The sequence below is a fragment of the Sediminibacterium salmoneum NBRC 103935 genome, from assembly GCF_000511175.1.
Classification (GTDB): domain Bacteria; phylum Bacteroidota; class Bacteroidia; order Chitinophagales; family Chitinophagaceae; genus Sediminibacterium; species Sediminibacterium salmoneum.
This window is the reverse complement of the sequence record NZ_KI866530.1, coordinates 2,233,767-2,258,357: the sequence shown is the minus strand read 5'-3', so window position 1 is coordinate 2,258,357 and position 24,591 is coordinate 2,233,767. Positions and strand designations below refer to the sequence as shown.

The following is a 24,591-nucleotide window of genomic DNA, read 5'->3' as shown; positions in this document are numbered from 1 at the left end:
TACTATGAGCTTTATTGAACGTATTAAAACAAATTCTAAGCTAAAGAAATGGGTTTACTGGATGATGGTCCCGACAAACAGTCCAGGTTGCAGACTTTGGGTAAGGTTCTTCATTAACCCTTTTGTTCATAAAGTTTCCCGTAAATCGGTGGTTAGAGGAAACGCCAGACTGGATCTGGCACCCTGGAAAATGTTTTTCCTGGGTAAGAATGCGGTAATTGAAGATTTCTGTTGTGTTAATAATATGGTAGGCGATGTTTATATTGAAGAGAATGTTCATGTTGGTTTAAGCAATACCATTATTGGTCCGGTAACTATTGGAGCCAATACCATCATGGCACAGAACATTGTTCTCTCCGGATTAAATCACGGATATGCCGATCCGGATATTCCAATTAAAAACCAAAAAGAAACCACATCGCCAATTGTTGTTCAGGAAGATTGCTGGATTGGTGCCAATGCAGTAGTTGTTGCAGGTGTAACCATTGGTAAACATTCTATTGTAGCTGCAGGTTCTGTTGTAACTAAAAATGTTCCTCCTTATTCAATTGTTGGAGGAAACCCTGCAAAAATTTTAAAACAATACAACAGCGAAACAAAGAATTGGGAGAAGTCTTCTTAGGAATTATCTTGCGCATCCTATGACGGCCATATTGATATTTTTAGTTTTACATTGGTACTTATCTCTTTTCGGACAAACCTTCTATCTGCACAGATACGCAGCACACAAGATGTTCACTATGAATAAATTCTGGGAAGCCTTCTGGTATATTTATACCTGGGTTACTCAGGGAACTTCGTATTTAAATGCCAGAGCCTATGCCATTTTGCATAGAATGCACCATGCTTACAGCGATACCGAAAAAGATCCGCATACACCTCATTTTTTCAGAGAGGTTTTTTCTATGATGTGGCATACAAAAAAAGTTTATCACGGTGTATTAAAAGGAACCATGCCCATTGAAAAAAAATTCGATAAAAATTTTCCGGTATATCCTGTTATTGATAAAATAGCGGATAGCTGGTTCACCAGAATTTTCTTTGCCGCTGGGTATGTTGTTTTCTATTACTTCTTTGCAACCGAGTGGTGGATGTATTTGTTTTTACCTATACATTTTTTAATAGGACCTATTCAGGGTGCTGTAGTAAACTGGGCTGGCCACAAATATGGTTACAGGAATTATCCTGGTGAAAAAGACCATTCAAAGAATACGCTGATCATTGATTTCCTGATGATGGGCGAATTATTCCAAAACAATCACCACCATGCAGGTGCAAGACCCAATTTTGCCAATAAGTGGTGGGAGTTTGATCCTTGTTATCCAATCATTAAGGTATTTCACCGGCTGGGAATGATTAAACTGGTTCCCATTAAAGCAAATAATTAATCACGGGTCCAGATTTCATAAATGGCATCACCTTTAGAGCTCATGCCACTATGGTGCCATTTGCCCTCTTCTATTTTTGCTGAAAACTGTAAGGAAGCGCCCACTCTGCTGCTATCTCTGCTAAAGAATTCAATGTTCTCAGTGTATTTACCATTGATAAATTGATAAGTGCCTCCCCCTGTTCCGGAAAATTCACCCGTTTCAATATTAATAGCAAACCACTGAAAACGTGTTCCGCTAAGTAATTTATAAGTTCGTCTGGCTCTCAACGGGTTTTCTGTAATTTGTTCTCCGGTTTTTCTTCCGCTCATTCGCCAGTTACCGGCTAAAGCGTTTTCTCCCTTATCAATTGATTCCAGGCTTTTGGTATTAAAAGGTATTTCCCTGGTTTTGCCCACTACCGATTTATCTCTTGAATCAAAATGTGTCAACACCATTAATTTGTTTCCTTCTTTTGTATAGGGCCCTCCCCAGGTATATTCAAAAGCTTTGGTGCTTACATTGAATTTGGTTTCTACAAAATATCCGTCCATTAAACTATAAACAATATCAGGGTTTTCTTTACTTCTGAAAGAACCCTTTATGGTTTGCTGTGCCTGAGATTCAAAGCCAATGAAAAGGGTAAGCAGAACTGCGAAGATTGTTTTCATGTTATTGGTTATTTTCAAGTTTCATTAATAAATCGGTTTGTATATCATTACCCAGGGTAAATAAGTGGCTGCCAAATACTTTGAAACCATATTTCTCATAAAAACGAATGGCTTTTTCGTTCTTCTCCCAAACACCCAGCCAAATGTAAACCGGCTTCATTTTGTAGGCAATTTCAAGAGCAGCATCCATTAAAAAAGCCCCCATTCCCTTACCAAGATATGGTTTTAACACATAAATCCTTTCAATTTCAAAAGCAAGTGGGTCAGTTAATTCCGTTTGCGCAGAACCCCAATTCAACTTAAGATATCCAGCTGCTTCATTGTTTCTTTCACCAAAATAAAATGCAGATTCCGGATTCTGTATTTCTTTAGATAATTTATCTATAGAAAGCTGCTCGTGAAGGTACTTATTCAGGTCTTCAGCAGAATTATGCATTTCAAAAGTTTCTTTGAAAGTAGTTCTGCTGATTTCCTGTAAATCATGCAGGTCGGAGAGCACTAATTTTTTTAAAGTGTAAATACTCATAACTGATTCTGAATAAAAAACTGGATGGCCTGTTCTTTTTGGGATTCACTAATATCTGCCATCACAATTTTTCTGGCGTATTCATTATTTAGGATTACGGTTTTACGAATCCTGTTAAAATCTGTAATGGGTATCTGGGCAACCAATAAACTTTCTTTTTGTTTCCATGCTTCCGCATCAATAATCATATCAGCCTGTCTTCCGTTGATACCCAACTGATCAATTAATTTTTTCCGGTATTTTGTTTTATAGCTGGTTACTAGCTGTGCTTTTGACAGTGTATCATAAGCATTGTTCTGATTTAGCTGGGTAATGGCACATCCACTGGCATAAGCCCTGTTTAGGATAGACTTTGCCTTATCTCCTGTAATGGAAATGGCTTTGTACTTTTTAAGCACTTCCTGATTTACTTCATTCACTGTAACGAAAGTATCATTGGTATTTGCCTCAATTTTAATTTTTTGTAAGGTTGCCCAGTAGTTGATTTGCCCAACTTTATTCGCAGTCTCTTCCGAAATACCTAATTCCTTCATCAGAAACTGTTTTTCACAATATCCGAAAAGTTCAAGCTGTTCTTCAGGTGTCCAGGATTGAGCCCAAACACGACCCTGGTTTAATACCAGGAAGCCAATCAGGCATAGAAATACTTTTTTCATATGTTCCTATTTAATTAGTCAATCTTATTAGTGTAGCTTTGATGTAATGTTCGAAGTATTTTTTTCTCAGGTTAAAGATAAAGTCTTGATTTCCGAACAGGAACAAAACCTTGTTAAAACCTTTTTTTCACCCAAAAAGATAAGAAAAAAGCAATATTTATTGCAAGAGGGAGACGTATGTAAGCACCTAGCATTTGTTGAAAAAGGACTATTACGCTCTTATAGCGTAGATGAAAAAGGTACGGAGCATATGATTCATTTTGCCTGGGAGGGATGGTGGATGGCTGATATTCTCAGCTTTCTTTCAGTGGAACCATCCACCTATTTTATTGATGCCATAGAGGAATCAGAATTGTTACTGATCAGCTTTCAGGGCTTTGAAGAAATGCTTTTAAAAGTGCCGGTAATGGAACGGTACTTCAGAATCTTGTTCCAGAACAATATCATCTCCAAAGAACGAAGATTAATTCAATCGCTTGCTTATTCTGCGGAAGAAAAATATTTGCACCTCTTAGCCAATAATCCAAAGCTGGTTCAGAAAATCCCCCAGAATTTAATAGCATCTTATCTGGGCATCACCCCGGAAACGCTCAGTCGTATCAAACGGAAAATAACCCAATAGACAATGGTTTGATTGATATAGGTCAATACTATTTCTTGTTTTATCTCAATGGCAACAAAATAATGGCAAGCTAATTTTGCATTTCAATTAAGAAAGATGCAGTATAATAATATTGTAGCTATACTGGGTGCTAATTCAGATGTAGGTCAGCGAATTGCCAATAGTATCTCCGGACAATACCCTGTTTTATTAATGGATGCCGACAAGGAAGCATTGAATAAGGTACAAAAAGCCATTCAGGCCAATAATCCTGCTGCCAATATTACCCTACTTGAATGCAGTAAAGAAGCTTCCTGGGAGGCCGATATTGTTATCATTGCTGTTGAAAAAGAAGCCGAGCAGCAATTGATTGCAGAAAGAATTAATGAATTCACCACTTGTAAAATTGTAATTCAAATACGCCCGGAGAACAATTCAATGCAGCATCTTCAGCATAAACTTCCCTATGCCAAGTTCATGTTAGTAGACTGGGGAAATACAGCAGCTATTGTAGAAGGGAAAGATGAAATGGCCTTGTCTGTTACAGGAGAAATTATCCATTTGTGTGGATTGAAACCCATTTTTAAAAAGTCATTAATTTAATCAATATATATATGAGCAGTAGTGTTTTATTTACGCCTTATCAGTTGGCAGATTTAACGTTGAGTAACAAAATAGTGATGGCCCCAATGACCAGAAGCAGAGCAGACAATGCCGGGGCTGTTCCCAATGCATTAATGGCAGAATATTATGCACAAAGAGCTTCTGCAGGGTTAATCATTACAGAGGGCGCTCCGGTTAGCACCTGGGGTGTGGGATACATTAATGTGCCGGGAATTTACAGTGAAGAACAGGTAGAGGGCTGGAAGCTGGTTACCAAAGCTGTTCATGAAAATGGAGGCAAGATCTTTGTTCAATTGTGGCATGTGGGCAGAATGTCTCATCCTGATTTTCATAATGGAGCATTACCATTGGCGCCGTCAGCCTTAAATCCCAATGAAAAGTCGTACACAAAAAATGGTTTTACCGATACAGTAGCTCCTCGTGAAATGACGATTGCAGATATTAAGCAAACGGTTCAGGATTTTAAAAATGCTGCAGCCAATGCCATTAAAGCAGGTTTTGACGGAGTTGAAATTCACGGAGCCAATGGATATCTTTTGCAACAATTTTTTAATGCTACTTCTAACCAGAGAACAGACGAATACGGGGGTACGGTTGAAAACAGAGCAAGAATCTTGTTTGAAATTCTGGATGCATTCAAAGAAGTAATCGACTATAAAAAAGTAGGACTTCGTTTAAGTCCAAGCTTAAACGGATTGTTTGGAATTGCTATGGACGAAACCACTATTCCAACCCACGAATACATCGTAAAGCGTTTAAATGATTATGGTCTGGCTTATTTGCATTTAACAGAGCCTTTTGTGCCGGTAGATCATTTGCCTTTTGCTGTTACAGAAGTAGCCAAGCATTTCAGACCGCTTTACAAGGGCACTTTAATCATTAACAGAGGATTCAATAAAGAAACAGCAACTGCGGTATTGGAAGCCGGAGATGCTGATTTGGTTGCCTTTGGTGTTCCTTTCATTGCTAATCCTGATTTAGTAAAAAGATTTGAAACAGGTGCTGCATTAAACGAAGTAGATACACAAACATTTTATACACCCGGCGAAAAGGGATATACCGATTATCCTTTTTTAACCGCTTAAATAATTATAATGGAATCATTACAGAATAAAGTGGCATTGGTAACTGGTGCCGGAAAGGGAATTGGAAAAGCAATCGCCATTGCATTGGCAAAGGAAGGTGTTCATGTTGGACTAATGGCAAGATCAGAAATTGACCTGCAGCAGGTTGCAGCAGAAATTACTGCCTTAGGGGTTAAATCGATTATTGCAACTGCAGACATCAGTAATATTAACGCAGTAAATTGGGCAGTTGAAAAAGTAGAAGCTGCACTAGGCCCAATTGATATTTTAATTAATAACGCCGGAACCGGAACTTTCGGAAAGTTTCTGGATCTTAGTCCGGAAGTATGGGAGCAACAGGTTAAAGTAAATCTGTTTGGTGTGTATTACACTACCAGAGCCGTTTTACCACAAATGATGAAACGCCTTACAGGAGATATTGTAAATGTGTCTTCTACTGCCGGATTAAGGGGAGCGGCAACCACCAGTGCCTACAGTGCTTCTAAGTTTGGTGTAATGGGATTAACAGAGTCCCTAATGCAGGAAGTAAGAAAGTACAATATCAGGGTTACAGCAATGGCTCCCAGTACAGTGGTTACAGAATTGGCCCACTCTGCTAATTTAATTAACAATAATGAAGAGCGCTTGATGCATCCGGAAGATTTTGCAGAATTGATTATTGCACAATTAAAATTAAACAGAAGGGTTTTTGTAAAAGAGAGTTCAATTTGGTCTACCAACCCTTAAATTTATGCATCCTATCACCCTAAAGCGGTAAAGATGCACCCATTTAAATATCTTTTATTTAGCCTGAGTCTGCTTTTGATTCACCTGCCTGAGGCAAGTGCGCAATATTCAAAAGCAGACTCTTCTATTTTAGCCATAATGAAGGAAACCCCAGTTATGGGATTGTCTGTAGCAGTGGTTAAAAACAATAAAGTGGTTTTCACGAATGCATATGGATATAAAAATGAACAAACCCGTGAACAGCTATCTACCAGTCATCTGTTCAGAATTGCATCCATCTCCAAATCATTTACTGCAACAGCCATCATGCAGCTGATTGAGAAAAAGAAAGTATCCCTGGATGACGATATCAGCCCACTCGTTGGATTTATTGTACGAAATCCTTCATTTCCCGAGCAGCCCATCACTTTAAAAATGATCTTGTCTCATCGTTCTTCTATCAATGACAGTCAGGGATATTTTAGTCTGGATGCCATTAATCCGGCCAAAAATGCTAACTGGAGAAAATGTTACAACTCCTACGCTCCGGATTCCGGATATCAGTATTGTAACCTGAATTACAATATGGCAGGTGCAATATTAGAAAGGATTTCAGGAATACGATTCGATAAATACATACAACAAAATATTCTGCAACCACTCAGCTTATTCGGAGGATATAATGTAGATGAATTTGATAATGAGCAGTTTGCACAGATTTACGACTACAACAGAGACTCAGCAAAGTTTATATTTTCTTCAGGCGCTTATGCATCCCGTAAAAAAGAACTTGAAGCTTATACGCTTGGCTATTCAACCCCCATTTTTTCTCCAACCGGGGGCATGAAAATATCCGCCCCTGATTTGGCAAAGTATATGATGATGCACGCTAATTACGGTAAGTATAAGGGTGAAAGAATCATTGCAAAGAGGAGTTCCAGGAAAATGCAAACCATGTATTCTGAAAAAGAACAATATGGATTGGCATTGTCAAAAACATCTAATTTAATAGAAGGAAAAACACTGGTTGGGCATACAGGTTCCGCTTATGGATTGTATAGCATCATGTTTTTTGACCCCAAAGAAAAGTTTGGTATAGTTGTTATTACCAACGGATCTGATCCGGCGTACGAAAATGGATTCAACAAAGTACTAAGAAAGGTTGCCAATATATTGTATGAAAATATTGTGATTCAGTAAACGATGGTGTATCCGGTAATTGACTTTTCTTTTTCCCCTGATTTGAGTTTAACTATTCCGGATCCGGATAAATTAAAAGCAACCTATGAAACATTGCTTTTGAATAATACCGAAACTGAATTTCCATTCTGGGCAAAATGCTGGCCATCTTCTCTGGCAATGCTTTGGTTTTTGAAGAGATATCCGGATTTAATTCGTGAGAAACAGGTATTAGAACTGGGTGCTGGTATTGGATTGCCTTCTTTCTTTGCTGCCAAAACAGCATCTTCAATAATCATAACCGATTATGCCAAAGAGGCTGTGGAGCTGATGCAAATAAACATTGATGCTCTTGGATGTAAAAATGTAAAAGCATTGGAACTGGATTGGAATAATTATGCCGGAGATATTCCCGCAGATATTCTTTTGCTAAGTGATATAAATTACGATGAGAGGGATTTTGAATCATTAAAATTAATAGTGAATTCTTATTTGGAAAAAGGGGTCACTATTTTATTAGCAACCCCTTACCGCATTAATGCAAGTTCTTTTGTTACCTATTTTTCTTTGTTCATTCAGGAACAGGAATTGATTGCGGTTCAAAATGAAGGAACGGAAGTAACGATAGGGTTATTTGTATTGAAATATAAGGGGGAATAAAAAAGCAACAATAAATGCCCAGCCACCATAGACAGGCAAGTAAGAAACAATTGTGTTGGCAACTTCTTCAATGGCATCTTTCTTTTTAGTTGCTTTAACCAGTTTAAAGAAAACCAAAATAAGATTGGTAAATATAATCAGGTTGGCACCCAGTACGGCTATCCTGTTTGCACTGACGCCAAATTCCGATAGTCTGAAGAGAATAGCAGACAAGGCTATTCCATTCACAATAATGGTAACTGTTGACAGCAGCAGTAACAGAATCGTATTTATTCTATTATCTTTTAGTTTGTTGGCTTCAATAACCGAGAATAGAATCAAAGCCATCACCCCTATCAATACCAGATTGAAAATGAGTAAAAAATCTCTATTACTGTAAATACTTTTACCTGTTGCGAATAAGGTAATCGTAAAGATGGTGAGCATGATTAATACCAGGGGTGTGAAAATTTTGGCAATCAGTGGCGTTATTTTGTTTACCAATCCTGCATTGTTTTCTACCAGATAACTGGCAATTAAGGGAACGGCAGATAGACCTGTTATAACCACATAGTTAAAATAAAATGTTTCAATCTTAACTTCAATCAGGTTAAACATGCCAATGGTTAATGCGGAAAAAATAAATCCGGAAATTACTAGCATTGCCGACATTACTGCCAGATTGCTGTTATATATCAGATATTCAATTTTTAATTTTGAATTTTTTACTTCTCCTTTTATGTAAATAAAACCCAGTATTGTCCATGCAAGAATAGGCATATGCATGCAGGCCAAAATCAGAGAATCATTTGATTCAACTGAAGGCAATAAGTTCATGTACACCCATGAAAGAATTATAACCACTAATGCGATAGCTGCTTTTTTAAAATCGATTTCTTTTTTCCAGATAAAGTAGGCCATTAAAGTAGGAACTATAATGAATGACAGGTTCTTTGCGTAATATTCGTCTTCTGTCAGTCCAAAAAACTGAGGTATTTTAGCTATAAACGTTGCAATGATAATCCCGCAGGAAATAAGAAACAATTCTACATATTGTTTGCTGGATAATTTTATGGTCTTGTTTTCCATTTTAAAGTGTTTGTCTGATTAATTTTTCAAGTGCGTTGATATGCTCTTTAAATGCTTTTTTACCTTGAGCCGTAACTGAGTAAGTTGTATTTGGTTTTTTTCCAATGAATTTCTTTTCAACTTTTATATAGGCCATTTTTTCCAGGGCGGTAATATGACTGGCTATGTTTCCATCTGTAACTTGTAGCTGCTCTTTCAGACTAACAAAATCAATCTCATCTGCTACCATTAAAACAGACATGATGCCCAAACGAACCCTACTCTCGAAAGCCTTATTCAAATTTTCTATTCGGTTTTTCACTTTTCGTTTTTATAGTAGATAATGAGTCCAAATACAATATGTAAAAACCCAAACCCTGTTGTCCAAATTATTAAACCATGGGCAGTAAAAAATGAACCCAGTAGTCCGAGTGCAATCATACATATACCCAAATAGCGCATCAGATCAATGGTGTATTTGCCTGCGTTCAGCATACCCATTCCATAGAACAGAAGGGTAGCAAGTAGTACCAATTCAATATGACCCTGCACTAATAGAATCGCACAATATATACCTCCAGCCAGTAATGGTATCGAAAAGTTCAATAACATTCTTCTCGCAGTTAAATCGAATGGACTTGCCCCTTGTTTTTTGGCATTCACCGCAGATAAATAGGCTGAAATTCCGAAAGCGAGCAACAATAAAATTCCCAGATTAATCAGAATTAGTATTCCTTTTTCTGTTAATGATTCTGTTGATGCTGACCATATGTCTGCATAAGATATAGGTTCGCCCAAAGGGGTTTCCAATATAGTAAAGGTGATGAAACTGCTAATCAGGGCAAGCAGACCTGCAATTGCTCCGGAAAGGCCACTCAAGGCTGAAAATCTGGAAGAGCGTTCCATTAGCCTTTTAATGTCTTGTATGGCATCCAGCTGTTCTTCTTGTTTGCTCATTTTGATATATTTAAAAGTACTTTGAAATACAAAGTAAAAGCGTTTTTCTAATCTTGCCAAATTTTTCTTTACTGATTTCGTAAACGGAATTCCTGTTTGCGTTAGTCTGCTTAAACACCTGCGCTTAGTTTCGCGACTCAATTATAAAAGTATCAATGAGCAAGGCTTCAACCAAAATGCGTGTTTACCATCGTTATCTGGGATTTTTTCTGGCAGGAATCATGGCCATTTATTCTATTAGTGGTATAATTCTTATCTTCAGAAACACGGATTTCCTAAAAAAGGAAAAGCATAAAATAACCATTGTAGAACCTAATCTTGATGAGGAATCTTTGGGCAAGGCAATTAAGGTGAAGGAGTTGAAGTTTTTGAATAAAGAGGGCGACATGGCATTTTTTAAGCAAGGGAGCTATCAAGTATCAACAGGAAAAGCTAGTTATACTGTAAAGGAATTGCCTTTTATTATCAGTAAGATGAATAATTTTCACAAAGCCAACACCAAGCATCCCTTGTTTTATCTCAATATATTTTTCGGTGTGTCGCTAATGTTTTTTGTAATCTCTACTTTCTGGATGTTTGCACCAGGCACCCGAATTTTTAAAAAGGGGATCTTATTTACAATTGCTGGCGTGATTCTTACTTTGGTACTACTTTTTGTATGAGAAAAATATAGCTTTATTTAGCCTGCTGATTTATAAAAGATAATTTATCCCAATACCCTCTTTGGTAAATGATTTTATCATTTTCTATCCAGAAAAAGCCACAGCCCCTTAAGCCTTTAGGGTCCTTCCACTCCAGCATACCCACATTGCCATCTTCAAAAATATTTTCCACAATACAAACCATTTCAAATTGCTCAAACTCTTGTTTAAACATTTGCTTAATATTTTCTTTACCACTTACTATACCATTGGGTGTTTGATGATTTGTACATTCTTCTGCATATAACTCAGCAAGTCCCTCAAAATCATATTGATTGAACAATTCAACCCATTGTTGTAGAATTTCCTTTGGTCTCATATTTGTGAATTAATGATCATAGCTTATTACACGAGAGATTTTCCAATTCCCCTTATCATTTTTCCAAATCATCAAGAACTTGAAAGTGCCAACTTCTAGCTTCCCGTTTTCAATATGACTGAACTGATGACTACCCACTTCAATGGCACCGTATCCTTCTATGGGATGAACTTCGAGCGATTCTTTAATAAGGCTTCTGGTAAGTGTATATTCTCTGTTAAATATGGATTGGAAATTAGTGAATACTTTTTCAAAATCAATAAGACCACCATTATCTTGATACCATTCAAGATCTTTAGTAAAATAGGTTTTCATCTGATTCAGATTTTTTGAATTGTAAGCAGCAAACAATTCACTATCCAATTGTGAGATTTTTTTGTATAGTACAGATTCTTTATCTGTTATCTTTTTTTCATTATTATTCTGAGCAAATGAACAGAAACAAAATGAAAGGCAAATAAATAATACGATGGTTCTTTTCATTAGCACAATTTAGTAAGATGTTACCAATTTCATATATTCAATACTCTGTTTTAAAGCATCATAAACATCAATGGCAGAGGTATCCATCTCTAATACAAACCATTCACAACCAGCAGGAGCCGATTCAAAAATCGCAGGAAGATTTAGTGTCCCTTTTCCTAAAGGAGTCATTGGGTCCGGGTTATCACTAATTAGGTTTTGATTAAATTCTGCCGGGCCATCTTTTATATGCATAAGTTTAACCCTGTCCCCGAATTGTTTTATGATTTTATCTGGTTGATGCCCGGCTACTTTTACCCAATAAATATCAATTTCAAAAAAAATATCTTTATCTAGTTCTTCTAATAAAACCTCAGCATCAAGTTTTTAACGCAACAGTTTAACTAAGTTAAATTGTTGTAATGAATAAATATCAAAGGTTAAGTATCGATGAAAGGGAAATGATAGGCCAATACCTTTCACAGGGCAAAAGTTTACGATTCATAGCTAATAGTTTAAACCGACAGGTAAGCACTATTAGTCGAGAGGTCAAGCATTTTACCAACATTGGAAGTAGGTACAAGCCATGGTTAGCTCAGCATTGTGCGGATTATCTATCCCGGCGAAGGAATGATAAATGCAGGATTGCTACAACACCAAAACTGTATAGCTTTATTGTTGAGAAGCTGAAACTCCGCTGGTCACCCCAGCAAATTAGTATGGAGTTAAAAAAGCGTTACCCAACAAAGAAGTATATGCAAGCCAGTCACGAAACTATTTACACTTATCTCTACATGTTACCCAAAGGTGAACTCCGCAAGGAGCTGATCAGCTATCTGAGACAGAAGAAACGTTTACGGAAGAACCGCAAGTTAGCAACTGACGCAAGGGGTAAAATAGCTGATATGATTAGTATCCATGAACGTCCAAAGGAAGTAGAAGATAGAATCATACCTGGTCATTGGGAAGGCGATTTGATTATGGGTAAAGATCACAAAAGTGCGATTGGGACTATTGTGGAACGAACTACCAGAACCGTTATCCTTGTACCATTAAAAGCAAAGGATGCACCTTCTGTAAGAAAAGCATTTGCCAAAGAACTAAAAACATTACCCAGTCAAATGACTGTAACATTAACCTATGATCGAGGTAAAGAAATGAGCGAACACAAACTCTTTACCAAAGAAACAAATATGCAGGTGTACTTCTGTGATCCTCATAGCCCGTGGCAAAGAGGAACCAATGAAAACACTAATATGTTGATCCGCGACTTTTTCCCTAAACAAACTGATTTTAGTAAGTTTACAAGGAAGGAAATCAAGCATGTTCAAAAGCTCTTAAATGAAAGGCCCAGAAAAACGCTTGACTGGTCAACACCAAAAGAAAAGTTTAAAGAACTATTGTTGCGTTAAAAACTTGATGCTGAGAACTTCATAAACAAATTTTCCATCTACTTTATTTCTAAACTCCCACCAATGATTGTGTAAGCCAAAACTCAACCCATTTGCTTTTGCAAATTTGTTTGCATTATTGTAGATTTTAACAAGCTCTCTTGTTCCTTCTATGCTACTATATAGCTTGTCTTCCGGCCACCCATGCCATATCATGTTTTTACAATTAAACACTTTGGCTGTTTCTAGAAATGTTTTCTGATACTCTCCAATCGGAAGTTCAATATGACAAGAACTTACCTTTAAATTATTTTCATTCAAAACTGCAGCTGCTTGGTTCAGACTAATTCCTTTAGGCCAAAATGCTGTTTCAACATTTTCAAATCCCAGTTCAGATAATTTTTTAATTGCGCCTTTAAAGTCTTTTGCAATATGATCCCTGATTGTATACAATTGAACAGACATTTTCTTTTTTTGGCTTAATCCCAAGAAATTAAAATTCTCAGGCAAACAAGTCCCCATTATACCCATTGAAGTTAACTGTAAAAAGTCTCTGCGTGTTTTCATAAATTGTATTATAAAAATATCCTACAGGCGTTAATTATCCTAACCTTTTCAGAATCATCAATCCCACTTCCCAATTTGTATGACCAGAAGCGACATTTATATGCCCTGCTTCTCCAATATTTATAAATTCACTACCCCAACTGGAGGCAAAATATTTAGCCCTATCTAAAGAAACCCAAATATCATTTGAACTTGCCACTACAATAGAGTTGAAGCCTAATTTTTCCAGTGGGATGGGTGAAAAACCTTTTGTAGGAAAAGTATAGTTGGGTGCCTCTAAATCACTTGGAGCAACTAGCATAGCCCCCTTAATTTCCCTTTTATACTTTACTGCCCAATGTGCTATTGCAGAACAGCCTAAACTGTGTCCTATCAAAACGATGGAGGATGGCTCAAATGAAGTTACCATATCATCAATATTTTTTATCCAGTCTTCGCAGGCCGGAGTATCCCAATCTGATTGTTGTATTCTGGTGAAATTTGGAGCGGAGTTTTCAAAATAGGTTTGCCAATGATCCGGATCTGAATTTCCCAGTCCAGGAACAATTAAATAATTTGTCATATCAAGTATTTAAAATTCTTTTTTTCTGGCTCTTGCAATTAAATCCGTATCAATTAACTCTAAAGACAAAACCATATCCTTAACAGTTTCCTTTTTATCAGACACTGCGGTATAAGATAATACACCTGGCTCTTGTTTTATGGCTGCGTTCATTTGCTCTTGCAAGGCAGATTTATATTGTTCCAGTTTGTTTCCATCTACTTTAATTTTTGCAATTCTATAGATGGGTTTTGTGGTCTGTGCTTTTGAATCAACCGAAAGCAGGATTATTATTCCAGTAATGAAGAGCAAAGAAAGAATATACTTAGTCATAACTTGATAAATTAAAAAATGATTTCTCCACAAGGAACCATTACCATATCTGTACCAGCTGTAATCTTGTAAAATAACTTTTTGTCCTTTAATATGTATTCTGCCCTGACAGGCCATTTTGATTTATGGATGAAAACTACGCTATAAAGTAAATGATTTTTAAATGGAGAAATTCTAAAATTCAAATACTTTAACTCACCTAACTCATAGTTTAAAAGAGATGGTATATTCTTAAGACCATAATCAAATTCTTCTATTTTGTCAATGGTCATCGTAGACTGAGGCATGATAACTTTTGCGTGAGACTCTTTTGATTCAAAGGGGATGCTTGTTGGAAATTTTATTTTTAAATCCAGAGGAGATGGTGAGTCATTACTTACATTGGTCCAAAAAATGAAATAATTGTATTCTTTTCCTTTATAATTAACGACTCCACCTCCCTTAGGTAAACTATTTGTAATAGTTATTTTCTTTTTGTTTGAAGCGGTGTAATCAATTTTAGAATACACCCAATTCTTTTTTTGAACAGATTGTCCAATTAAGTTTAGCGAGAGAAAAAACAAAAGGAAGGCTAAATACTTTTTCATAAAATAAAAAAGGGTTACGCCTTACAAGTATAAGCCTTTTACTTTGATATTGCTCCCCTTTTCGACGAGAGATACAACTAAAGTCTCATCATAATTTTAGTGATAATTAAGAGTTTGAAGAGTTGAACTCTATGCGCCCTTAAAAGAAGTATTTTTTAAATACCCCAGTAAGTTATTGAATCAAATACGTTCCAGATTTTAAAAAGCTATAATAAGTTAATAAAATAACTACAACCGATTAACCATTATTAACCTAATTCCCATCTTTCTTAACCGTATCTACATAAGCATCAAGTTAGCTTTGGCCCAAACATTTAAATATGTGGAAAATTGCACTACTCTTATCACTAATCACCTCTTTTACAGTAAACGCACAAAAACAAACAATATCTGGTAAAATCTTTACCCAACTAAACAAAACACCTTTAGCTTATTCTACAGTTTCATTAGTCAATAATAAAGATTCTAGTATCCTTTTTGTAACCATCAGCGATACCACCGGACGATTCACCATTCCAATATTCACTTCCGGAAATCTATCGCTATCCATTTCTTATACTGGATATATTCCCTTTTGGAAAGATGTCATTATTCAGAAAAATCAATCGCTCGCTTTAGATACGATTTTCCTTCGGGAAAGATCTTCAATGGATAGCATAGTCGTAACAGCAAAACGTCCTCCGGTTGAATTTAATAAAGATACCATCCAGTTCAATACTGAAAATTTTAAAACACCTCCAAATTCTGTAGTTGAAGATATGCTCAAACGTATGCCAGGCTTCACTGTAGATAGTGATGGAACAATTCGCTTCAACGGTAAGGTTCAACGAAAAGTAATGGTGAATGGAAAAGAATTCTTCTCGGGAAATCCTAAAATGGCTACTCAAAACCTCAATGCAGATTGGATAGATAAAGTACAAGTCTACGAACGAAAGTCAGACAAGGCTCAATTCACTGGTATGGATGATGGACAAACCGAATCAACAGTCAATCTTGTTTTGAAAAAAGATAAACTCAAAGCTGTTTTTGGAAGGGCTTCTGTAGCAAGTGGAACTAATGAACGAATTGATGCACAAGCCACCATAAACCAGTTCAACACAGATAAACAGCGCTCATTCATAGGTATGGCAAACAATGTCAACAAACAAGGATTTGCGCTTTCAGATATACTCAGTTTTAATCAGTCAATGCTGAAATCAGGAATTATAAATGCTGGTGATTTTGGGCTACCAGTTGCAGATATGGGATTCCAACAACAGGGTATCGCCAATACCTATGCAGGCGGATTGAACATAAATGAAAGTTGGAATAAAAAAACTGATCTGAATGCAAGCCTGCAAATAAGCGACATTCAATTACAGACGGATAAAACTACACTCAGAAACAATTTATTTCCCGGAAATAACTTTATCTATGAAGCGAATTCACAAAATGAAAGATCAACAAAGCAACAACGTTTCAATGCTACAATTGACCATAAGTTCGACAGTTTTCATTCAGTTCGTATCATTCCTCAACTATCCTTTCAACAAGAAGCTAACCAATCGCTAAATACATTTAAAACGTACTCGGCAGATAATCTGCCTTTAAATAACGGATACACAGAAAACAATATAAATATTAACAGAGCTGTGTTTAACAATAATGTCCTGCTTAGAAAACGCTTTAGAAAAAGGGGAAGAACGTTGTCTTCGAATATTATTTTTGGATATAACGATGACAGATCAACTGGCAAACTACTAACGGAAAATCAATTCTATACTTTGGGTATTCCATCACGTGATTCTTTGTTTAGTCAAATGAATACATCATCAGTTCAATCTTATCAATTCAACAGCTCATTAACCTTCACTGAACAAGTAGGCAAAAGAACATTGATTGAACTAACTGGCTTTTATAATACTACCAATGGAGGCAGCGACAGGCAGACTATGGATTATAATAATCAATCCGGAAAATTTGATATCCCGAATAACGCACTATCAAATGTCTTTAACATAAAACAAAATGCATCTGGTGGTACACTTAGATTTAGATCTAACTTTAAGAAAATAAATGCAGGTATCGGTGTAACCTTACAGAGATCCATCCTACACAGTGAAAATATAACATACGGCAATAGGATCGGCCAATCCTTTACCGATATTCTGCCAACAGCTAACCTTCGCTATACCCTAAATGCAAAAACAAGTATGTTGATCACATACACAACCAATACGCAAATGCCATCTGCATATCAATTACAGCCTGTAGCGGACATCTCGGATCCCCTGAATATCTATAAAGGAAATCCAGAACTTAAGCGATCGTACATACAGTCAATAAACGCTAACTTTTCGAATATCAATTTGCCGAGAGCCAGAAATATATTCCTGATGACATCAATAAATAAAACAAATAATGCGATTGTACAATCGGATGTTATTGATGCGAATGGACGAAGAATTACATCGCCTGTTAATGTAGATGGTCTGATTACTGCATTTGCAAATATCAACGCAGGATTAGGGATCCGTCAATTAAAATCAAATATATCCATAGGTTTAGGCATAAACCATAATGAAACATTTACATTCATTAATGGCCTTAAAAACAAACTCATTAATCAATCCATAAGTCCAAGCTTGACTTGGAATTTCACACTTGAAAACAAATTACTAATCTATGCTTCTGCAAGATGGAATATTACCAAAGCATCCTACTCTCTTCAGCCTTCATTAAATAATCGTTTCCTTCAACAATCATACAATTTTGAAATGACTAATTATTTACCGTTTAACATTCTCTTGAAAAATAATTTAACGTACACGATCAATAGCGGAAGAGCTTCCGGATTTAATACTAAAATTCCATATTGGACAGCATCTCTTTCAAAAAGCTTTTTGAAAAACAATCGAGGCGAAATAAAATTAACAGCTCTTGATTTACTGAATCAAAATGTGGGCGTAAGCAGAGTTGCCAATCAGCAATTTGTTGAGGACACCAGATATAATGTATTAAGAAGGTATTTCATGGTATCTTTTTTGTATATCCTCAACAAAAGTGGTAAAAATACGAGTGGAGTAGTATTTACAGCTAATTAAAAGCAAAGGACCTTCGTCCTTTGCTTTACTTTATTAATTTCCACTTTTAATTTGAATAGGGCCATTGCGCATGTTTTCAATAACTTTTTTTGTTTCGTTTACATACTCATCTTGTGTAACCTTACGTCCTTTTTTAGGTTCTTTTAGCTGATTTGTATTATCTAATTTACGATATTCCTCTGCCAAAAATACAGTTGCCCCATTATCGAAGTCTAGCTCCATAATAACCCCTGGAAGGCCAGAATAATTTTCTGGTCCTGCAGGTGAACTGAGCTCAAGCGCATACCAAGCAATTACCACCATATCTTCCTGTTTTGGAGGTTCTGGACTAACATTACTAAGTGGATTCATAATTCGTGCTCCAGAACGAAACGCTTTGTAATTAGTTGTTGCTTTTTTGCATATATAACCTGCGATTGTTTTCGTTTCATCCGTCAACTTCCAATCATATTTTCTTATGGTATCCTGAATTAAATAGGCATTGCCAAACAAATCCGTTGCAGTTAGTTTTTTATTTTCTCCGAAATTAAGATAAGTTTCAGAGGTTCCACCTCCCAGATTGATTGCCATTCCATTTCTATTATTAAAAGGATCGGGAGCTTCATCCTTAGGCATTATTTTATACAGCGACTGCTGTTCCGTGAAAAGTAGCATATGCTTGCTCGACCTGAATTCTGGTATCATAGCACGCATCTCTTCAATAACGCTTCGGTGCATATTCTGCTTACGTTCATAAATAACTACACCTTGGTTTTTTTGAGCTAACAAACTCGAACTTAATATTAGTCCGATGGTGAATAACGATAATTTCATAAAATATATTTTTGAAACAAATCTATCCTATACCCTTGTTAGCTGCAGTTGAAATAAGGTTAATTAATGTTAAGAAGTTGATTCAGTATAATGGCTGATGTACCTTTAAATGGTGAAAAGAATTCTTTTATCGCTGTTGCTGATGATCTTTACCATTTTGTTGGTAGCCCTAGGACAGACCTACTGGTTGTTCAAGCTCTATGATCATGAATTTGACAATTTTAAAAAAGGAATGAATGCACAATTCAGGACGAGCTTCCATGAATTACAACGTGTTCGCTTTTTAAAAGACAGTTCTTTATTCAGTCACGTATTGGACACGTTATACTTTGAGGCTGAAAAAAAGAAAATCACGAAAAAACAAGCAGAAAGTAAAATATTGCTGAATGTGGATGGATTAAATTTTACAGATACTTCTTCCACAAAAAAGCTAAATGATATAAAACCAGAAAATATTAGGTCCATAAGCATTGTCAATTCAAAAAATCAACCGCTTCCACCAGAATTTTATGAATCCATAATTCTTAAATCCAGTGACAACAGCGAAACTGATTCCATTAAAAAATTAAAAGAAATAAGGACTCAAGGCCTGAATATTTCACTGCTCAAAAAAAATCAAGTTAATGAGCCTTATTTAATTGGAATTCCAATTCAAGAAGATAGTCTCTTAACAAAAACGAAAATATTTCCCCCAAAGACCTTAAAATACCAACAGGATTATAAGGCTAAGTTTCCGATAATACAGGTAATCTCCAATAATAAAACATTAAACGACTCTATCCCTCTTACAGATATAAGACGATATTTCTATAAATCACTTTCCCCTAATCAACAAAAAATAAACTATCAGGTTGTTCGGAAAAGATGGAATCGAATCGAATTACCCAATATCGACCTCACGCGAGATACGCTAAAGGGATTTATCTCATCCCCACAGTTATCGGGTATTCAAAAAACATTCAGCTATCAGATTCTATTTCCGGATGTACAAGATTTTATAATCAAACAAATGAGTGGACAGATATTTGGATCTATACTGATGACATTAATTCTCACTACTGCATTTGCTTTCATTTACCATACGCTGCGCAGGCAAAAAAGACTGTCAGATATCAAAAATGAATTCATCAGTAATATTACACATGAACTTAAAACGCCAATAGCTACGGTTCATGTAGCACTGGAAGCATTACAAAATTTTAACGCCATAGATGACCCTAAAAAAACCAAAGAATATCTTGATATTTCGATATCAGAATTAAACAGATTGGAACTTCTTGTAGATAATGTTCTCAAAAGATCTATGCTTGAAAAAGAATCCATAAAATTAGAACTATCGACCATAGATCTACATCAAATTCTAAAGAATGTACTTCAAACATTAAAACTTCAATTTGAACATAGCGGAACTCTCGTCAGTATTAAGAAAGTAAACGATTATTTTATGACAACTGGCGATCAACTTCATATAGAAAGTGTAATTTATAACCTCTTAGATAATGCTCTAAAATATAGTAATGACAATCCTGAATTAAACATAAAGCTTTACAAAGAAAATAATAATATTGTTTTATCTATTCAAGATAATGGTATAGGTATTCCAAAAGAGTATAAGGATAAAATATTTCAACCATTCTTCCGCGTTCCAAATATGGACAGACATAACGTAAAGGGTTATGGTTTGGGGTTAAGCTATGTAGCTCAGATCATCAAACTACATAATGGGACAATCAACGTATCTGAAGGATCTAATAAAGGAAGTGTTTTTACGATCAAATTACCAATAGTATGAGTGCAAAAATTTTATATGTAGAGGATGAACTGTTTCTAGGAAAAATCGTAAAAGAAACACTTGAAAGCAGATGCTTTGAAGTATTTATGGAATATGACGGAGCATGCGTTATAGATGCATTTAAAAAATATGACCCCGACATCTGTGTATTAGACATCATGCTTCCTAATAAAAGTGGATTTGAACTTGCAAAAGAGATACGCAACATTAATCAGCATGTTCCCATTATTTTCCTGACAGCCAAAACGCAAACTGAAGATGTAGTTAATGGGTTTACACTAGGAGGAAATGATTATATCCGTAAACCTTTTAGCATGGAGGAACTTATCGTACGTATGGAAAATTTGCTTAAAGTTAAGAAGCCGGTTGTAAATGGTAATGATGAACTGTATATTGGCCGCTATCGTTTTCAACAACAAAGACAAGTATTGGAGATAGATGGCAGGCAAAAGAAACTATCATATCGTGAAGCAGAGTTGCTGAAATTCCTTTATCTTAATAAAGAAGACATTATAAACCGAAGAGAATTATTAAATCATATTTGGAAAAACGATTCATTTTTCAATAGCCGAAATCTTGATGTGTATATCACTAAATTAAGAGGCTATTTAAAAGATGATTCCAAAATAGAGATTATTACCATCAAAGGGGTAGGCTATCGGTTTGTCGTATAGGATAGTAACAGATTTTTTAAATAATCGTGTTTATAAGTTATTACCCAAATATGAATTGAGTAGACAAAAAGTAGTCAATAGAACTCTCATGCCTGATGGAGGAAAAGAAATTCAATTTAATATCCCTTTCTAACTATTTTATATTTATGAAGGTAAACACAAAAATCACTTTTTAAAAGTATTTGAATGGCAGTTGCCGCATTAGTTCTTTTTCAACTCCTCAATCAGCACAGGAAAAAATGTATCAAAAGTTTGATATTTTTCTCTATTTTTTTCATAATAACCTAAAATCCCAACCACTGCATTTACCATACCAAATCCATTTGAAATTTCTTCTTTTAAATTGTCTTCAGATTTGGATTTCCCAAAATATTGTTCTGTTATTTTAATAGTAGTAGCTCTCAATACTATTTCATTAAAAACATAGCGCCATTCATCATATCCATTTTTATTTCCAGTTTCCCTAAGTTCTTTAGTATAGTACCTATCCTTTATCGTTTCAATTTCTTTGATGTATTTGTCTGTTATTGGATTTACAAATGAATGTCCAAATTCGTGCAAAACCATATCTGTTTCCATATAATCTTTATCAAAATAAGGAACAAAATCAATCTCACCATTGGGCCCAATTATTGAGAATATTTCCTTTTTCTTATTTAATGAAATCATTTCAACATTGAAGCCGCCGGTGTGAAGGAATGGAGAAAGTATTAAATTATAAGAATCTAATCTCTTTCCATAATACTCTTCTAGATAGAAGGGGAGTTTGTTTATTGTATTTGACTTATTTACTTGATTAATTACCTTGTCATTAACAACCGAGACTTTTGTTAGAAATTTTTGAAAAGTTGAATCGTAATAAAACTTTATCATTTCTCTTTTAAATTCATAAAGCAAGCTGTCATTTTCGGAGAATTTTGTAGACTCTATCGTAGACTTAACCTGACTTAATTCCGGGAAAGAGTCAAATTGCATAATCCATTCTACTATTTTATTCCCTACAAAATCAGAACTATTAACTAATGAATCAAATAATTGAACAGCCCTATGATTTTTTAGTTCGTTAAAATCTTTTTTTAGCGACCTCTTGTATACATTGTCGTGTGGACCAATTAAAAAGTAATTATTTAAAAATGCAATTGAGTATATGGTTTCAATTTTGTCATCAATTTTTATATTGAGTTTGGTTGTTTGAGCAAAATTATTAGATTGTAACACTAATATGTAAAGCAGAGTTAAAAGTATTTTTGACATAGCCTTAATTTGATTATTTACATATTATATAACGTATAGGGAACTTTTATGTTACTTTAGGATGTTGTTAAAAATGAAAAAGGGTCATACTATCAAAGTATAACCCTTTTTCATTTTTTCCGCTCCCCTTAATGACGAAAGAAGCAGCTATGATTCGATGATTAAGGCTATAATTATATGAAAATTAAAGAGTTGAACATCTTGTGAAATTGCATGAGGTTAAATCCCATCTTGTTTTTCTTCTTTCTTCTTGGGAGCTTTGTATGCTCTTTTTATTACTTTCAAATCCTTAAAGTAACCTATGGTTGCAATATCAACATAAAGGCCAACTCCACCTTTTTTAACATTACCCAACATTTTATCAACGATAAAAGAAGAATACTTCATATTATTTATAAACATCTCCGCAGTTTCGCCATTAACTTCAATTCTCATTGTTATCCATTCTTTCAAAGCAACGGGTGCAGAACCTTCATAAGAACCTGGAGGATAATTCTTTCTTAATGTTTCAAATTTAAAATTAGGATATGAGAAATATTGAACAGCGTGGTTTCTAAATATTTGACTGGTTGCTCTACCAACTTTTGGTCGTAGATAAATTGACTCAAATGCTGAATCATTTGGAGCAATTCTATAATACAAACCAATAAAACCTGCAGCTGGAGGATAAGGTGATGGGTCTTGGATTTGACTATACATTTTAACCTCAATAATCCCGTTTTCAAAATCATCTATTCCAACTAATTTTGCATAATGCTTTTCATCCACAGTTGCTTCTAATCTATTAGCATCAAAAGGTAATGAATGCAAGTCTCTCTCGATTTTAAGGACATTTTCTCCTTGAAATTTAATAACTGAACCTGTTACATTATGTAATTCAAATTCTTGTTTACCGAACCTTAATTTAGTTTGCGCAAAGTTTGTTGATGTTATTAGTAATTGGATAATTACTAATGATATAATCTGTTTACTATTTTTCATATTAGAATAACTTTTCAGCTGGTGGTGTTGCACCTGCTAATCTTAAATAAACTGTTGTTTGACCACGATGATGTGTTTGATGTTCAAAGCATTTATTTATTGCTTGTTCTCTACTCATATCAAACTGACCGAATAACTTAATATGTTCTGCAAGTTTTGAATTAGGATATTTTTCAATTGCATTTATAGCAAAATCATAGGCTGCTAATACTTTTGCTGTAACAGATGCCTTATTTGTGTCGTTTGATTTTTCCAAATCTGACGCTGTTGGTTTCTCGTCAGTTGCAGAAGCAACAAACCCATAAATTGCATCACTCAAGTGTAAAACCTGACCAGAAAACGTACGCATTTCTTTTGTTGGCTTCAATGAATAACCATTTTCTGGCATTGCATCTAAATACTCTTTTGTATAAGCCTTCGCTCTTTGCCACTCTTTAACAAGTGTTTCACTTGATGTCTGTGCTTGTAAATTCCCCATAATTAAAATTGTTGTTAACAGTGTTAAAATATTTTTCATCGCGTTTATTATTTTGTTCAATACAAAACTAACTTACATAGTTTATATTTGTAACCAAATAAGTAAAAACCAGTAACCTTATGGTAACCACAAATTTTAATTCAAGATTTATTGACAACCCATTAAATTGTCCCGTAACAAGAGCAATGAGCATTATTGGTGGGAAATGGAAACCCATTATACTAAACTGTATTGGGGACAAGCAAATACGTTTTGGTAAATTAAATCAGATTATCCCCTCAATTTCTAACAAAGTGCTCTCGAGTGAACTAAAAGAAATGGAGAATTTTGGGTTAATTAAAAGGGTTGAATACACTGAAATGCCTCCAAGGGTTGAATACTCACTTACAACGGCAGGCAAAACATTACTACCTATTCTACACGAATTAGCATCGTGGGGGAATACGAATACCGCTAAGAAGATAATTAAGGAGTTTGCTTGATTTTTTAAAAAAGATGCAGCACACCTAAATCATTGATGTACAAAGAAAAAGCCAT

30 protein-coding genes and 1 pseudogene are annotated in these 24,591 nt (G+C 35.2%); 14 read left to right on the top strand and 17 right to left on the bottom strand.

The features are described 5' to 3' along the window. The first annotated feature begins 4 nt into the window (after nt 1-4). Nucleotides 5-622 (top strand): acyltransferase, encoded by a 618-nt coding sequence (locus P767_RS19065; protein WP_026764475.1) that lies wholly within the window; start codon nt 5-7, stop codon nt 620-622. 19 nt (nt 623-641) lie between these two features. After that, entirely contained in the window at nt 642-1,388 is a 747-nt protein-coding gene (locus P767_RS0110575; RefSeq protein ID WP_026764474.1) for an acyl-CoA desaturase, read from the top strand. Here P767_RS0110575 and P767_RS0110570 read toward each other — a convergent pair. Genes P767_RS0110570 through P767_RS0110560 form a run of 3 tightly spaced genes read right to left on the bottom strand, consistent with a single transcriptional unit; the run spans nt 1,385 to nt 3,220 of the window. After that, nucleotides 1,385-2,038 (bottom strand): hypothetical protein, encoded by a 654-nt coding sequence (locus P767_RS0110570; protein ID WP_026764473.1) that lies wholly within the window; start codon nt 2,036-2,038, stop codon nt 1,385-1,387. The two genes, P767_RS0110575 and P767_RS0110570, sit on opposite strands and share 4 nt — an antisense overlap. 1 nt (nt 2,039) lies before the next feature. Further along, nucleotides 2,040-2,564, bottom strand: coding sequence for a GNAT family N-acetyltransferase (locus P767_RS0110565; protein ID WP_026764472.1), 525 nt, complete (start codon nt 2,562-2,564; stop codon nt 2,040-2,042). After that, nucleotides 2,561-3,220 (bottom strand): hypothetical protein, encoded by a 660-nt coding sequence (locus P767_RS0110560; protein ID WP_026764471.1) that lies wholly within the window; start codon nt 3,218-3,220, stop codon nt 2,561-2,563. Before P767_RS0110560 ends, P767_RS0110565 begins: the two co-directional genes overlap by 4 nt. 46 nt (nt 3,221-3,266) lie before the next feature. Between P767_RS0110560 and P767_RS0110555 the strand changes: the two genes are divergently transcribed. The 6 genes from P767_RS0110555 to P767_RS0110530 all read left to right on the top strand — a co-directional run bounded on the left by P767_RS0110555 (nt 3,267) and on the right by P767_RS0110530 (nt 8,074). Further along, the gene (locus P767_RS0110555) at nt 3,267-3,842 is read left to right on the top strand and encodes a Crp/Fnr family transcriptional regulator (protein ID WP_026764470.1); all 576 of its coding nucleotides are present in this window, start codon (nt 3,267-3,269) and stop codon (nt 3,840-3,842) included. A gap of 96 nt (nt 3,843-3,938) precedes the next feature. Further along, entirely contained in the window at nt 3,939-4,424 is a 486-nt protein-coding gene (locus P767_RS17705) for an NAD-binding protein (RefSeq protein WP_051417297.1), read from the top strand. Nucleotides 4,425-4,435: 11 nt separating this feature from the next. Next, the gene (locus tag P767_RS0110545; protein ID WP_026764469.1) at nt 4,436-5,530 is read left to right on the top strand and encodes an alkene reductase; all 1,095 of its coding nucleotides are present in this window, start codon (nt 4,436-4,438) and stop codon (nt 5,528-5,530) included. Between the two features lie 9 nt (nt 5,531-5,539). Continuing rightward, nucleotides 5,540-6,256: a 3-ketoacyl-ACP reductase gene (locus P767_RS0110540; RefSeq protein ID WP_037351740.1), complete on the top strand. Its 717-nt coding sequence runs from the start codon at nt 5,540-5,542 to the stop codon at nt 6,254-6,256. A 33-nt stretch (nt 6,257-6,289) separates the two neighbouring features. Then, entirely contained in the window at nt 6,290-7,435 is a 1,146-nt protein-coding gene (locus P767_RS0110535) for a serine hydrolase domain-containing protein (RefSeq protein ID WP_026764467.1), read from the top strand. 3 nt (nt 7,436-7,438) lie between these two features. Then, nucleotides 7,439-8,074 carry a class I SAM-dependent methyltransferase gene (locus P767_RS0110530; protein WP_026764466.1) on the top strand — a complete coding sequence of 212 codons (636 nt, stop codon included), beginning with the start codon at nt 7,439-7,441 and terminating at the stop codon, nt 8,072-8,074. Here the strand turns inward: P767_RS0110530 and P767_RS16770 are convergent. The 3 genes from P767_RS16770 to P767_RS0110515 are packed head-to-tail and all read right to left on the bottom strand — an operon-like array spanning nt 8,045 to nt 10,078. Then, nucleotides 8,045-9,142: a hypothetical protein gene (locus P767_RS16770; RefSeq protein WP_051417296.1), complete on the bottom strand. Its 1,098-nt coding sequence runs from the start codon at nt 9,140-9,142 to the stop codon at nt 8,045-8,047. The genes P767_RS0110530 and P767_RS16770 overlap by 30 nt on opposite strands. Nucleotide 9,143: 1 nt before the next feature. Then, complete coding sequence (locus tag P767_RS0110520) at nt 9,144-9,443, bottom strand: winged helix-turn-helix domain-containing protein (protein ID WP_026764465.1); 300 nt, start codon at nt 9,441-9,443, stop codon at nt 9,144-9,146. Next, nucleotides 9,440-10,078, bottom strand: a complete 639-nt coding sequence (locus P767_RS0110515) for a hypothetical protein (protein ID WP_026764464.1) — start codon at nt 10,076-10,078, stop codon at nt 9,440-9,442. Before P767_RS0110515 ends, P767_RS0110520 begins: the two co-directional genes overlap by 4 nt. Nucleotides 10,079-10,233: 155 nt before the next feature. Here P767_RS0110515 and P767_RS0110510 point away from each other — a divergent pair, with 155 nt between their 5' ends. Next, a complete protein-coding gene (locus P767_RS0110510; RefSeq protein ID WP_026764463.1) occupies nt 10,234-10,740 on the top strand; it encodes a membrane protein in 507 nt (168 codons plus the stop codon). A 13-nt stretch (nt 10,741-10,753) separates the two neighbouring features. Here P767_RS0110510 and P767_RS0110505 read toward each other — a convergent pair whose 3' ends face one another. The 3 genes and pseudogenes from P767_RS0110505 to P767_RS0110495 all read right to left on the bottom strand — a co-directional run. Continuing rightward, nucleotides 10,754-11,098: a nuclear transport factor 2 family protein gene (locus P767_RS0110505; RefSeq protein ID WP_026764462.1), complete on the bottom strand. Its 345-nt coding sequence runs from the start codon at nt 11,096-11,098 to the stop codon at nt 10,754-10,756. A 9-nt stretch (nt 11,099-11,107) separates the two neighbouring features. Further along, nucleotides 11,108-11,581, bottom strand: a complete 474-nt coding sequence (locus P767_RS0110500) for a nuclear transport factor 2 family protein (protein ID WP_026764461.1) — start codon at nt 11,579-11,581, stop codon at nt 11,108-11,110. A 9-nt stretch (nt 11,582-11,590) separates the two neighbouring features. After that, a pseudogene (locus P767_RS0110495) lies at nt 11,591-11,917 on the bottom strand (sugar phosphate isomerase/epimerase family protein); the annotation flags it as partial. A gap of 65 nt (nt 11,918-11,982) precedes the next feature. Between P767_RS0110495 and P767_RS0110490 the strand changes: the two are divergent. After that, nucleotides 11,983-12,972 carry an IS30 family transposase gene (locus P767_RS0110490; RefSeq protein ID WP_026750616.1) on the top strand — a complete coding sequence of 330 codons (990 nt, stop codon included), beginning with the start codon at nt 11,983-11,985 and terminating at the stop codon, nt 12,970-12,972. Here the strand turns inward: P767_RS0110490 and P767_RS0110485 are convergent. The 4 genes from P767_RS0110485 to P767_RS0110470 form a co-directional block, all read right to left on the bottom strand. Beyond that, on the bottom strand, nt 12,958-13,416 hold the full coding sequence (locus tag P767_RS0110485) for a sugar phosphate isomerase/epimerase family protein (RefSeq protein ID WP_157611486.1): 459 nt from the start codon (nt 13,414-13,416) through the stop codon (nt 12,958-12,960). The genes P767_RS0110490 and P767_RS0110485 overlap by 15 nt on opposite strands. 136 nt (nt 13,417-13,552) lie before the next feature. Then, nucleotides 13,553-14,080 carry an RBBP9/YdeN family alpha/beta hydrolase gene (locus P767_RS0110480; protein ID WP_026764458.1) on the bottom strand — a complete coding sequence of 176 codons (528 nt, stop codon included), beginning with the start codon at nt 14,078-14,080 and terminating at the stop codon, nt 13,553-13,555. A gap of 9 nt (nt 14,081-14,089) precedes the next feature. Then, nucleotides 14,090-14,392 (bottom strand): putative quinol monooxygenase, encoded by a 303-nt coding sequence (locus P767_RS17700; protein WP_051417295.1) that lies wholly within the window; start codon nt 14,390-14,392, stop codon nt 14,090-14,092. Nucleotides 14,393-14,403: 11 nt separating this feature from the next. After that, nucleotides 14,404-14,979 (bottom strand): hypothetical protein, encoded by a 576-nt coding sequence (locus tag P767_RS0110470; RefSeq protein WP_026764457.1) that lies wholly within the window; start codon nt 14,977-14,979, stop codon nt 14,404-14,406. A gap of 320 nt (nt 14,980-15,299) precedes the next feature. On the opposite strand from P767_RS0110470, the gene P767_RS0110465 reads away from it, so the two are divergent. After that, a complete protein-coding gene (locus P767_RS0110465) occupies nt 15,300-18,062 on the top strand; it encodes an outer membrane beta-barrel protein (RefSeq protein ID WP_026764456.1) in 2,763 nt (920 codons plus the stop codon). A 33-nt stretch (nt 18,063-18,095) separates the two neighbouring features. On the opposite strand, the gene P767_RS0110460 is transcribed toward P767_RS0110465, so the two are convergent. Continuing rightward, nucleotides 18,096-18,875 carry a GLPGLI family protein gene (locus P767_RS0110460; RefSeq protein WP_026764455.1) on the bottom strand — a complete coding sequence of 260 codons (780 nt, stop codon included), beginning with the start codon at nt 18,873-18,875 and terminating at the stop codon, nt 18,096-18,098. A gap of 109 nt (nt 18,876-18,984) precedes the next feature. Between P767_RS0110460 and P767_RS17695 the strand changes: the two genes are divergently transcribed. Next, nucleotides 18,985-20,667: a sensor histidine kinase gene (locus tag P767_RS17695; RefSeq protein ID WP_084799917.1), complete on the top strand. Its 1,683-nt coding sequence runs from the start codon at nt 18,985-18,987 to the stop codon at nt 20,665-20,667. Beyond that, the gene (locus P767_RS0110450; protein ID WP_026764454.1) at nt 20,664-21,341 is read left to right on the top strand and encodes a response regulator transcription factor; all 678 of its coding nucleotides are present in this window, start codon (nt 20,664-20,666) and stop codon (nt 21,339-21,341) included. The genes P767_RS17695 and P767_RS0110450 overlap by 4 nt, the downstream gene beginning before the upstream one ends. A 201-nt stretch (nt 21,342-21,542) precedes the next feature. Here the strand turns inward: P767_RS0110450 and P767_RS0110445 are convergent, their stop codons facing one another. The 3 genes from P767_RS0110445 to P767_RS0110435 form a co-directional block, all read right to left on the bottom strand. After that, the gene (locus tag P767_RS0110445; RefSeq protein WP_084799916.1) at nt 21,543-22,595 is read right to left on the bottom strand and encodes a DUF4932 domain-containing protein; all 1,053 of its coding nucleotides are present in this window, start codon (nt 22,593-22,595) and stop codon (nt 21,543-21,545) included. Between the two features lie 219 nt (nt 22,596-22,814). Further along, complete coding sequence (locus P767_RS16755; RefSeq protein WP_051417293.1) at nt 22,815-23,576, bottom strand: LamG domain-containing protein; 762 nt, start codon at nt 23,574-23,576, stop codon at nt 22,815-22,817. 1 nt (nt 23,577) lies between these two features. Beyond that, entirely contained in the window at nt 23,578-24,093 is a 516-nt protein-coding gene (locus P767_RS0110435; RefSeq protein ID WP_026764452.1) for a DinB family protein, read from the bottom strand. 80 nt (nt 24,094-24,173) lie between these two features. Here P767_RS0110435 and P767_RS0110430 point away from each other — a divergent pair, with 80 nt between their 5' ends. Then, complete coding sequence (locus P767_RS0110430; RefSeq protein WP_037351737.1) at nt 24,174-24,536, top strand: winged helix-turn-helix transcriptional regulator; 363 nt, start codon at nt 24,174-24,176, stop codon at nt 24,534-24,536. The last annotated feature ends 55 nt before the right edge of the window (nt 24,537-24,591 follow it).

What these genes read in the sequence shown, in the direction of transcription:
- P767_RS19065 (WP_026764475.1), top strand. Translation starts at nt 5, where the DNA reads ATGAGCTTTATTGAACGTATTAAAACAAATTCTAAGCTAAAGAAATGG.
- P767_RS0110575 (WP_026764474.1), top strand. Translation starts at nt 642, where the DNA reads ATGACGGCCATATTGATATTTTTAGTTTTACATTGGTACTTATCTCTT.
- P767_RS0110570 (WP_026764473.1), bottom strand. Translation starts at nt 2,038, where the DNA reads ATGAAAACAATCTTCGCAGTTCTGCTTACCCTTTTCATTGGCTTTGAA.
- P767_RS0110565 (WP_026764472.1), bottom strand. Translation starts at nt 2,564, where the DNA reads ATGAGTATTTACACTTTAAAAAAATTAGTGCTCTCCGACCTGCATGAT.
- P767_RS0110560 (WP_026764471.1), bottom strand. Translation starts at nt 3,220, where the DNA reads ATGAAAAAAGTATTTCTATGCCTGATTGGCTTCCTGGTATTAAACCAG.
- P767_RS0110555 (WP_026764470.1), top strand. Translation starts at nt 3,267, where the DNA reads ATGTTCGAAGTATTTTTTTCTCAGGTTAAAGATAAAGTCTTGATTTCC.
- P767_RS17705 (WP_051417297.1), top strand. Translation starts at nt 3,939, where the DNA reads ATGCAGTATAATAATATTGTAGCTATACTGGGTGCTAATTCAGATGTA.
- P767_RS0110545 (WP_026764469.1), top strand. Translation starts at nt 4,436, where the DNA reads ATGAGCAGTAGTGTTTTATTTACGCCTTATCAGTTGGCAGATTTAACG.
- P767_RS0110540 (WP_037351740.1), top strand. Translation starts at nt 5,540, where the DNA reads ATGGAATCATTACAGAATAAAGTGGCATTGGTAACTGGTGCCGGAAAG.
- P767_RS0110535 (WP_026764467.1), top strand. Translation starts at nt 6,290, where the DNA reads ATGCACCCATTTAAATATCTTTTATTTAGCCTGAGTCTGCTTTTGATT.
- P767_RS0110530 (WP_026764466.1), top strand. Translation starts at nt 7,439, where the DNA reads ATGGTGTATCCGGTAATTGACTTTTCTTTTTCCCCTGATTTGAGTTTA.
- P767_RS16770 (WP_051417296.1), bottom strand. Translation starts at nt 9,142, where the DNA reads ATGGAAAACAAGACCATAAAATTATCCAGCAAACAATATGTAGAATTG.
- P767_RS0110515 (WP_026764464.1), bottom strand. Translation starts at nt 10,078, where the DNA reads ATGAGCAAACAAGAAGAACAGCTGGATGCCATACAAGACATTAAAAGG.
- P767_RS0110510 (WP_026764463.1), top strand. Translation starts at nt 10,234, where the DNA reads ATGAGCAAGGCTTCAACCAAAATGCGTGTTTACCATCGTTATCTGGGA.
- P767_RS0110505 (WP_026764462.1), bottom strand. Translation starts at nt 11,098, where the DNA reads ATGAGACCAAAGGAAATTCTACAACAATGGGTTGAATTGTTCAATCAA.
- P767_RS0110500 (WP_026764461.1), bottom strand. Translation starts at nt 11,581, where the DNA reads ATGAAAAGAACCATCGTATTATTTATTTGCCTTTCATTTTGTTTCTGT.
- P767_RS0110490 (WP_026750616.1), top strand. Translation starts at nt 11,983, where the DNA reads ATGAATAAATATCAAAGGTTAAGTATCGATGAAAGGGAAATGATAGGC.
- P767_RS0110485 (WP_157611486.1), bottom strand. Translation starts at nt 13,416, where the DNA reads ATGTCTGTTCAATTGTATACAATCAGGGATCATATTGCAAAAGACTTT.
- P767_RS0110480 (WP_026764458.1), bottom strand. Translation starts at nt 14,080, where the DNA reads ATGACAAATTATTTAATTGTTCCTGGACTGGGAAATTCAGATCCGGAT.
- P767_RS17700 (WP_051417295.1), bottom strand. Translation starts at nt 14,392, where the DNA reads ATGACTAAGTATATTCTTTCTTTGCTCTTCATTACTGGAATAATAATC.
- P767_RS0110470 (WP_026764457.1), bottom strand. Translation starts at nt 14,979, where the DNA reads ATGAAAAAGTATTTAGCCTTCCTTTTGTTTTTTCTCTCGCTAAACTTA.
- P767_RS0110465 (WP_026764456.1), top strand. Translation starts at nt 15,300, where the DNA reads ATGTGGAAAATTGCACTACTCTTATCACTAATCACCTCTTTTACAGTA.
- P767_RS0110460 (WP_026764455.1), bottom strand. Translation starts at nt 18,875, where the DNA reads ATGAAATTATCGTTATTCACCATCGGACTAATATTAAGTTCGAGTTTG.
- P767_RS17695 (WP_084799917.1), top strand. Translation starts at nt 18,985, where the DNA reads ATGGTGAAAAGAATTCTTTTATCGCTGTTGCTGATGATCTTTACCATT.
- P767_RS0110450 (WP_026764454.1), top strand. Translation starts at nt 20,664, where the DNA reads ATGAGTGCAAAAATTTTATATGTAGAGGATGAACTGTTTCTAGGAAAA.
- P767_RS0110445 (WP_084799916.1), bottom strand. Translation starts at nt 22,595, where the DNA reads ATGTCAAAAATACTTTTAACTCTGCTTTACATATTAGTGTTACAATCT.
- P767_RS16755 (WP_051417293.1), bottom strand. Translation starts at nt 23,576, where the DNA reads ATGAAAAATAGTAAACAGATTATATCATTAGTAATTATCCAATTACTA.
- P767_RS0110435 (WP_026764452.1), bottom strand. Translation starts at nt 24,093, where the DNA reads ATGAAAAATATTTTAACACTGTTAACAACAATTTTAATTATGGGGAAT.
- P767_RS0110430 (WP_037351737.1), top strand. Translation starts at nt 24,174, where the DNA reads ATGGTAACCACAAATTTTAATTCAAGATTTATTGACAACCCATTAAAT.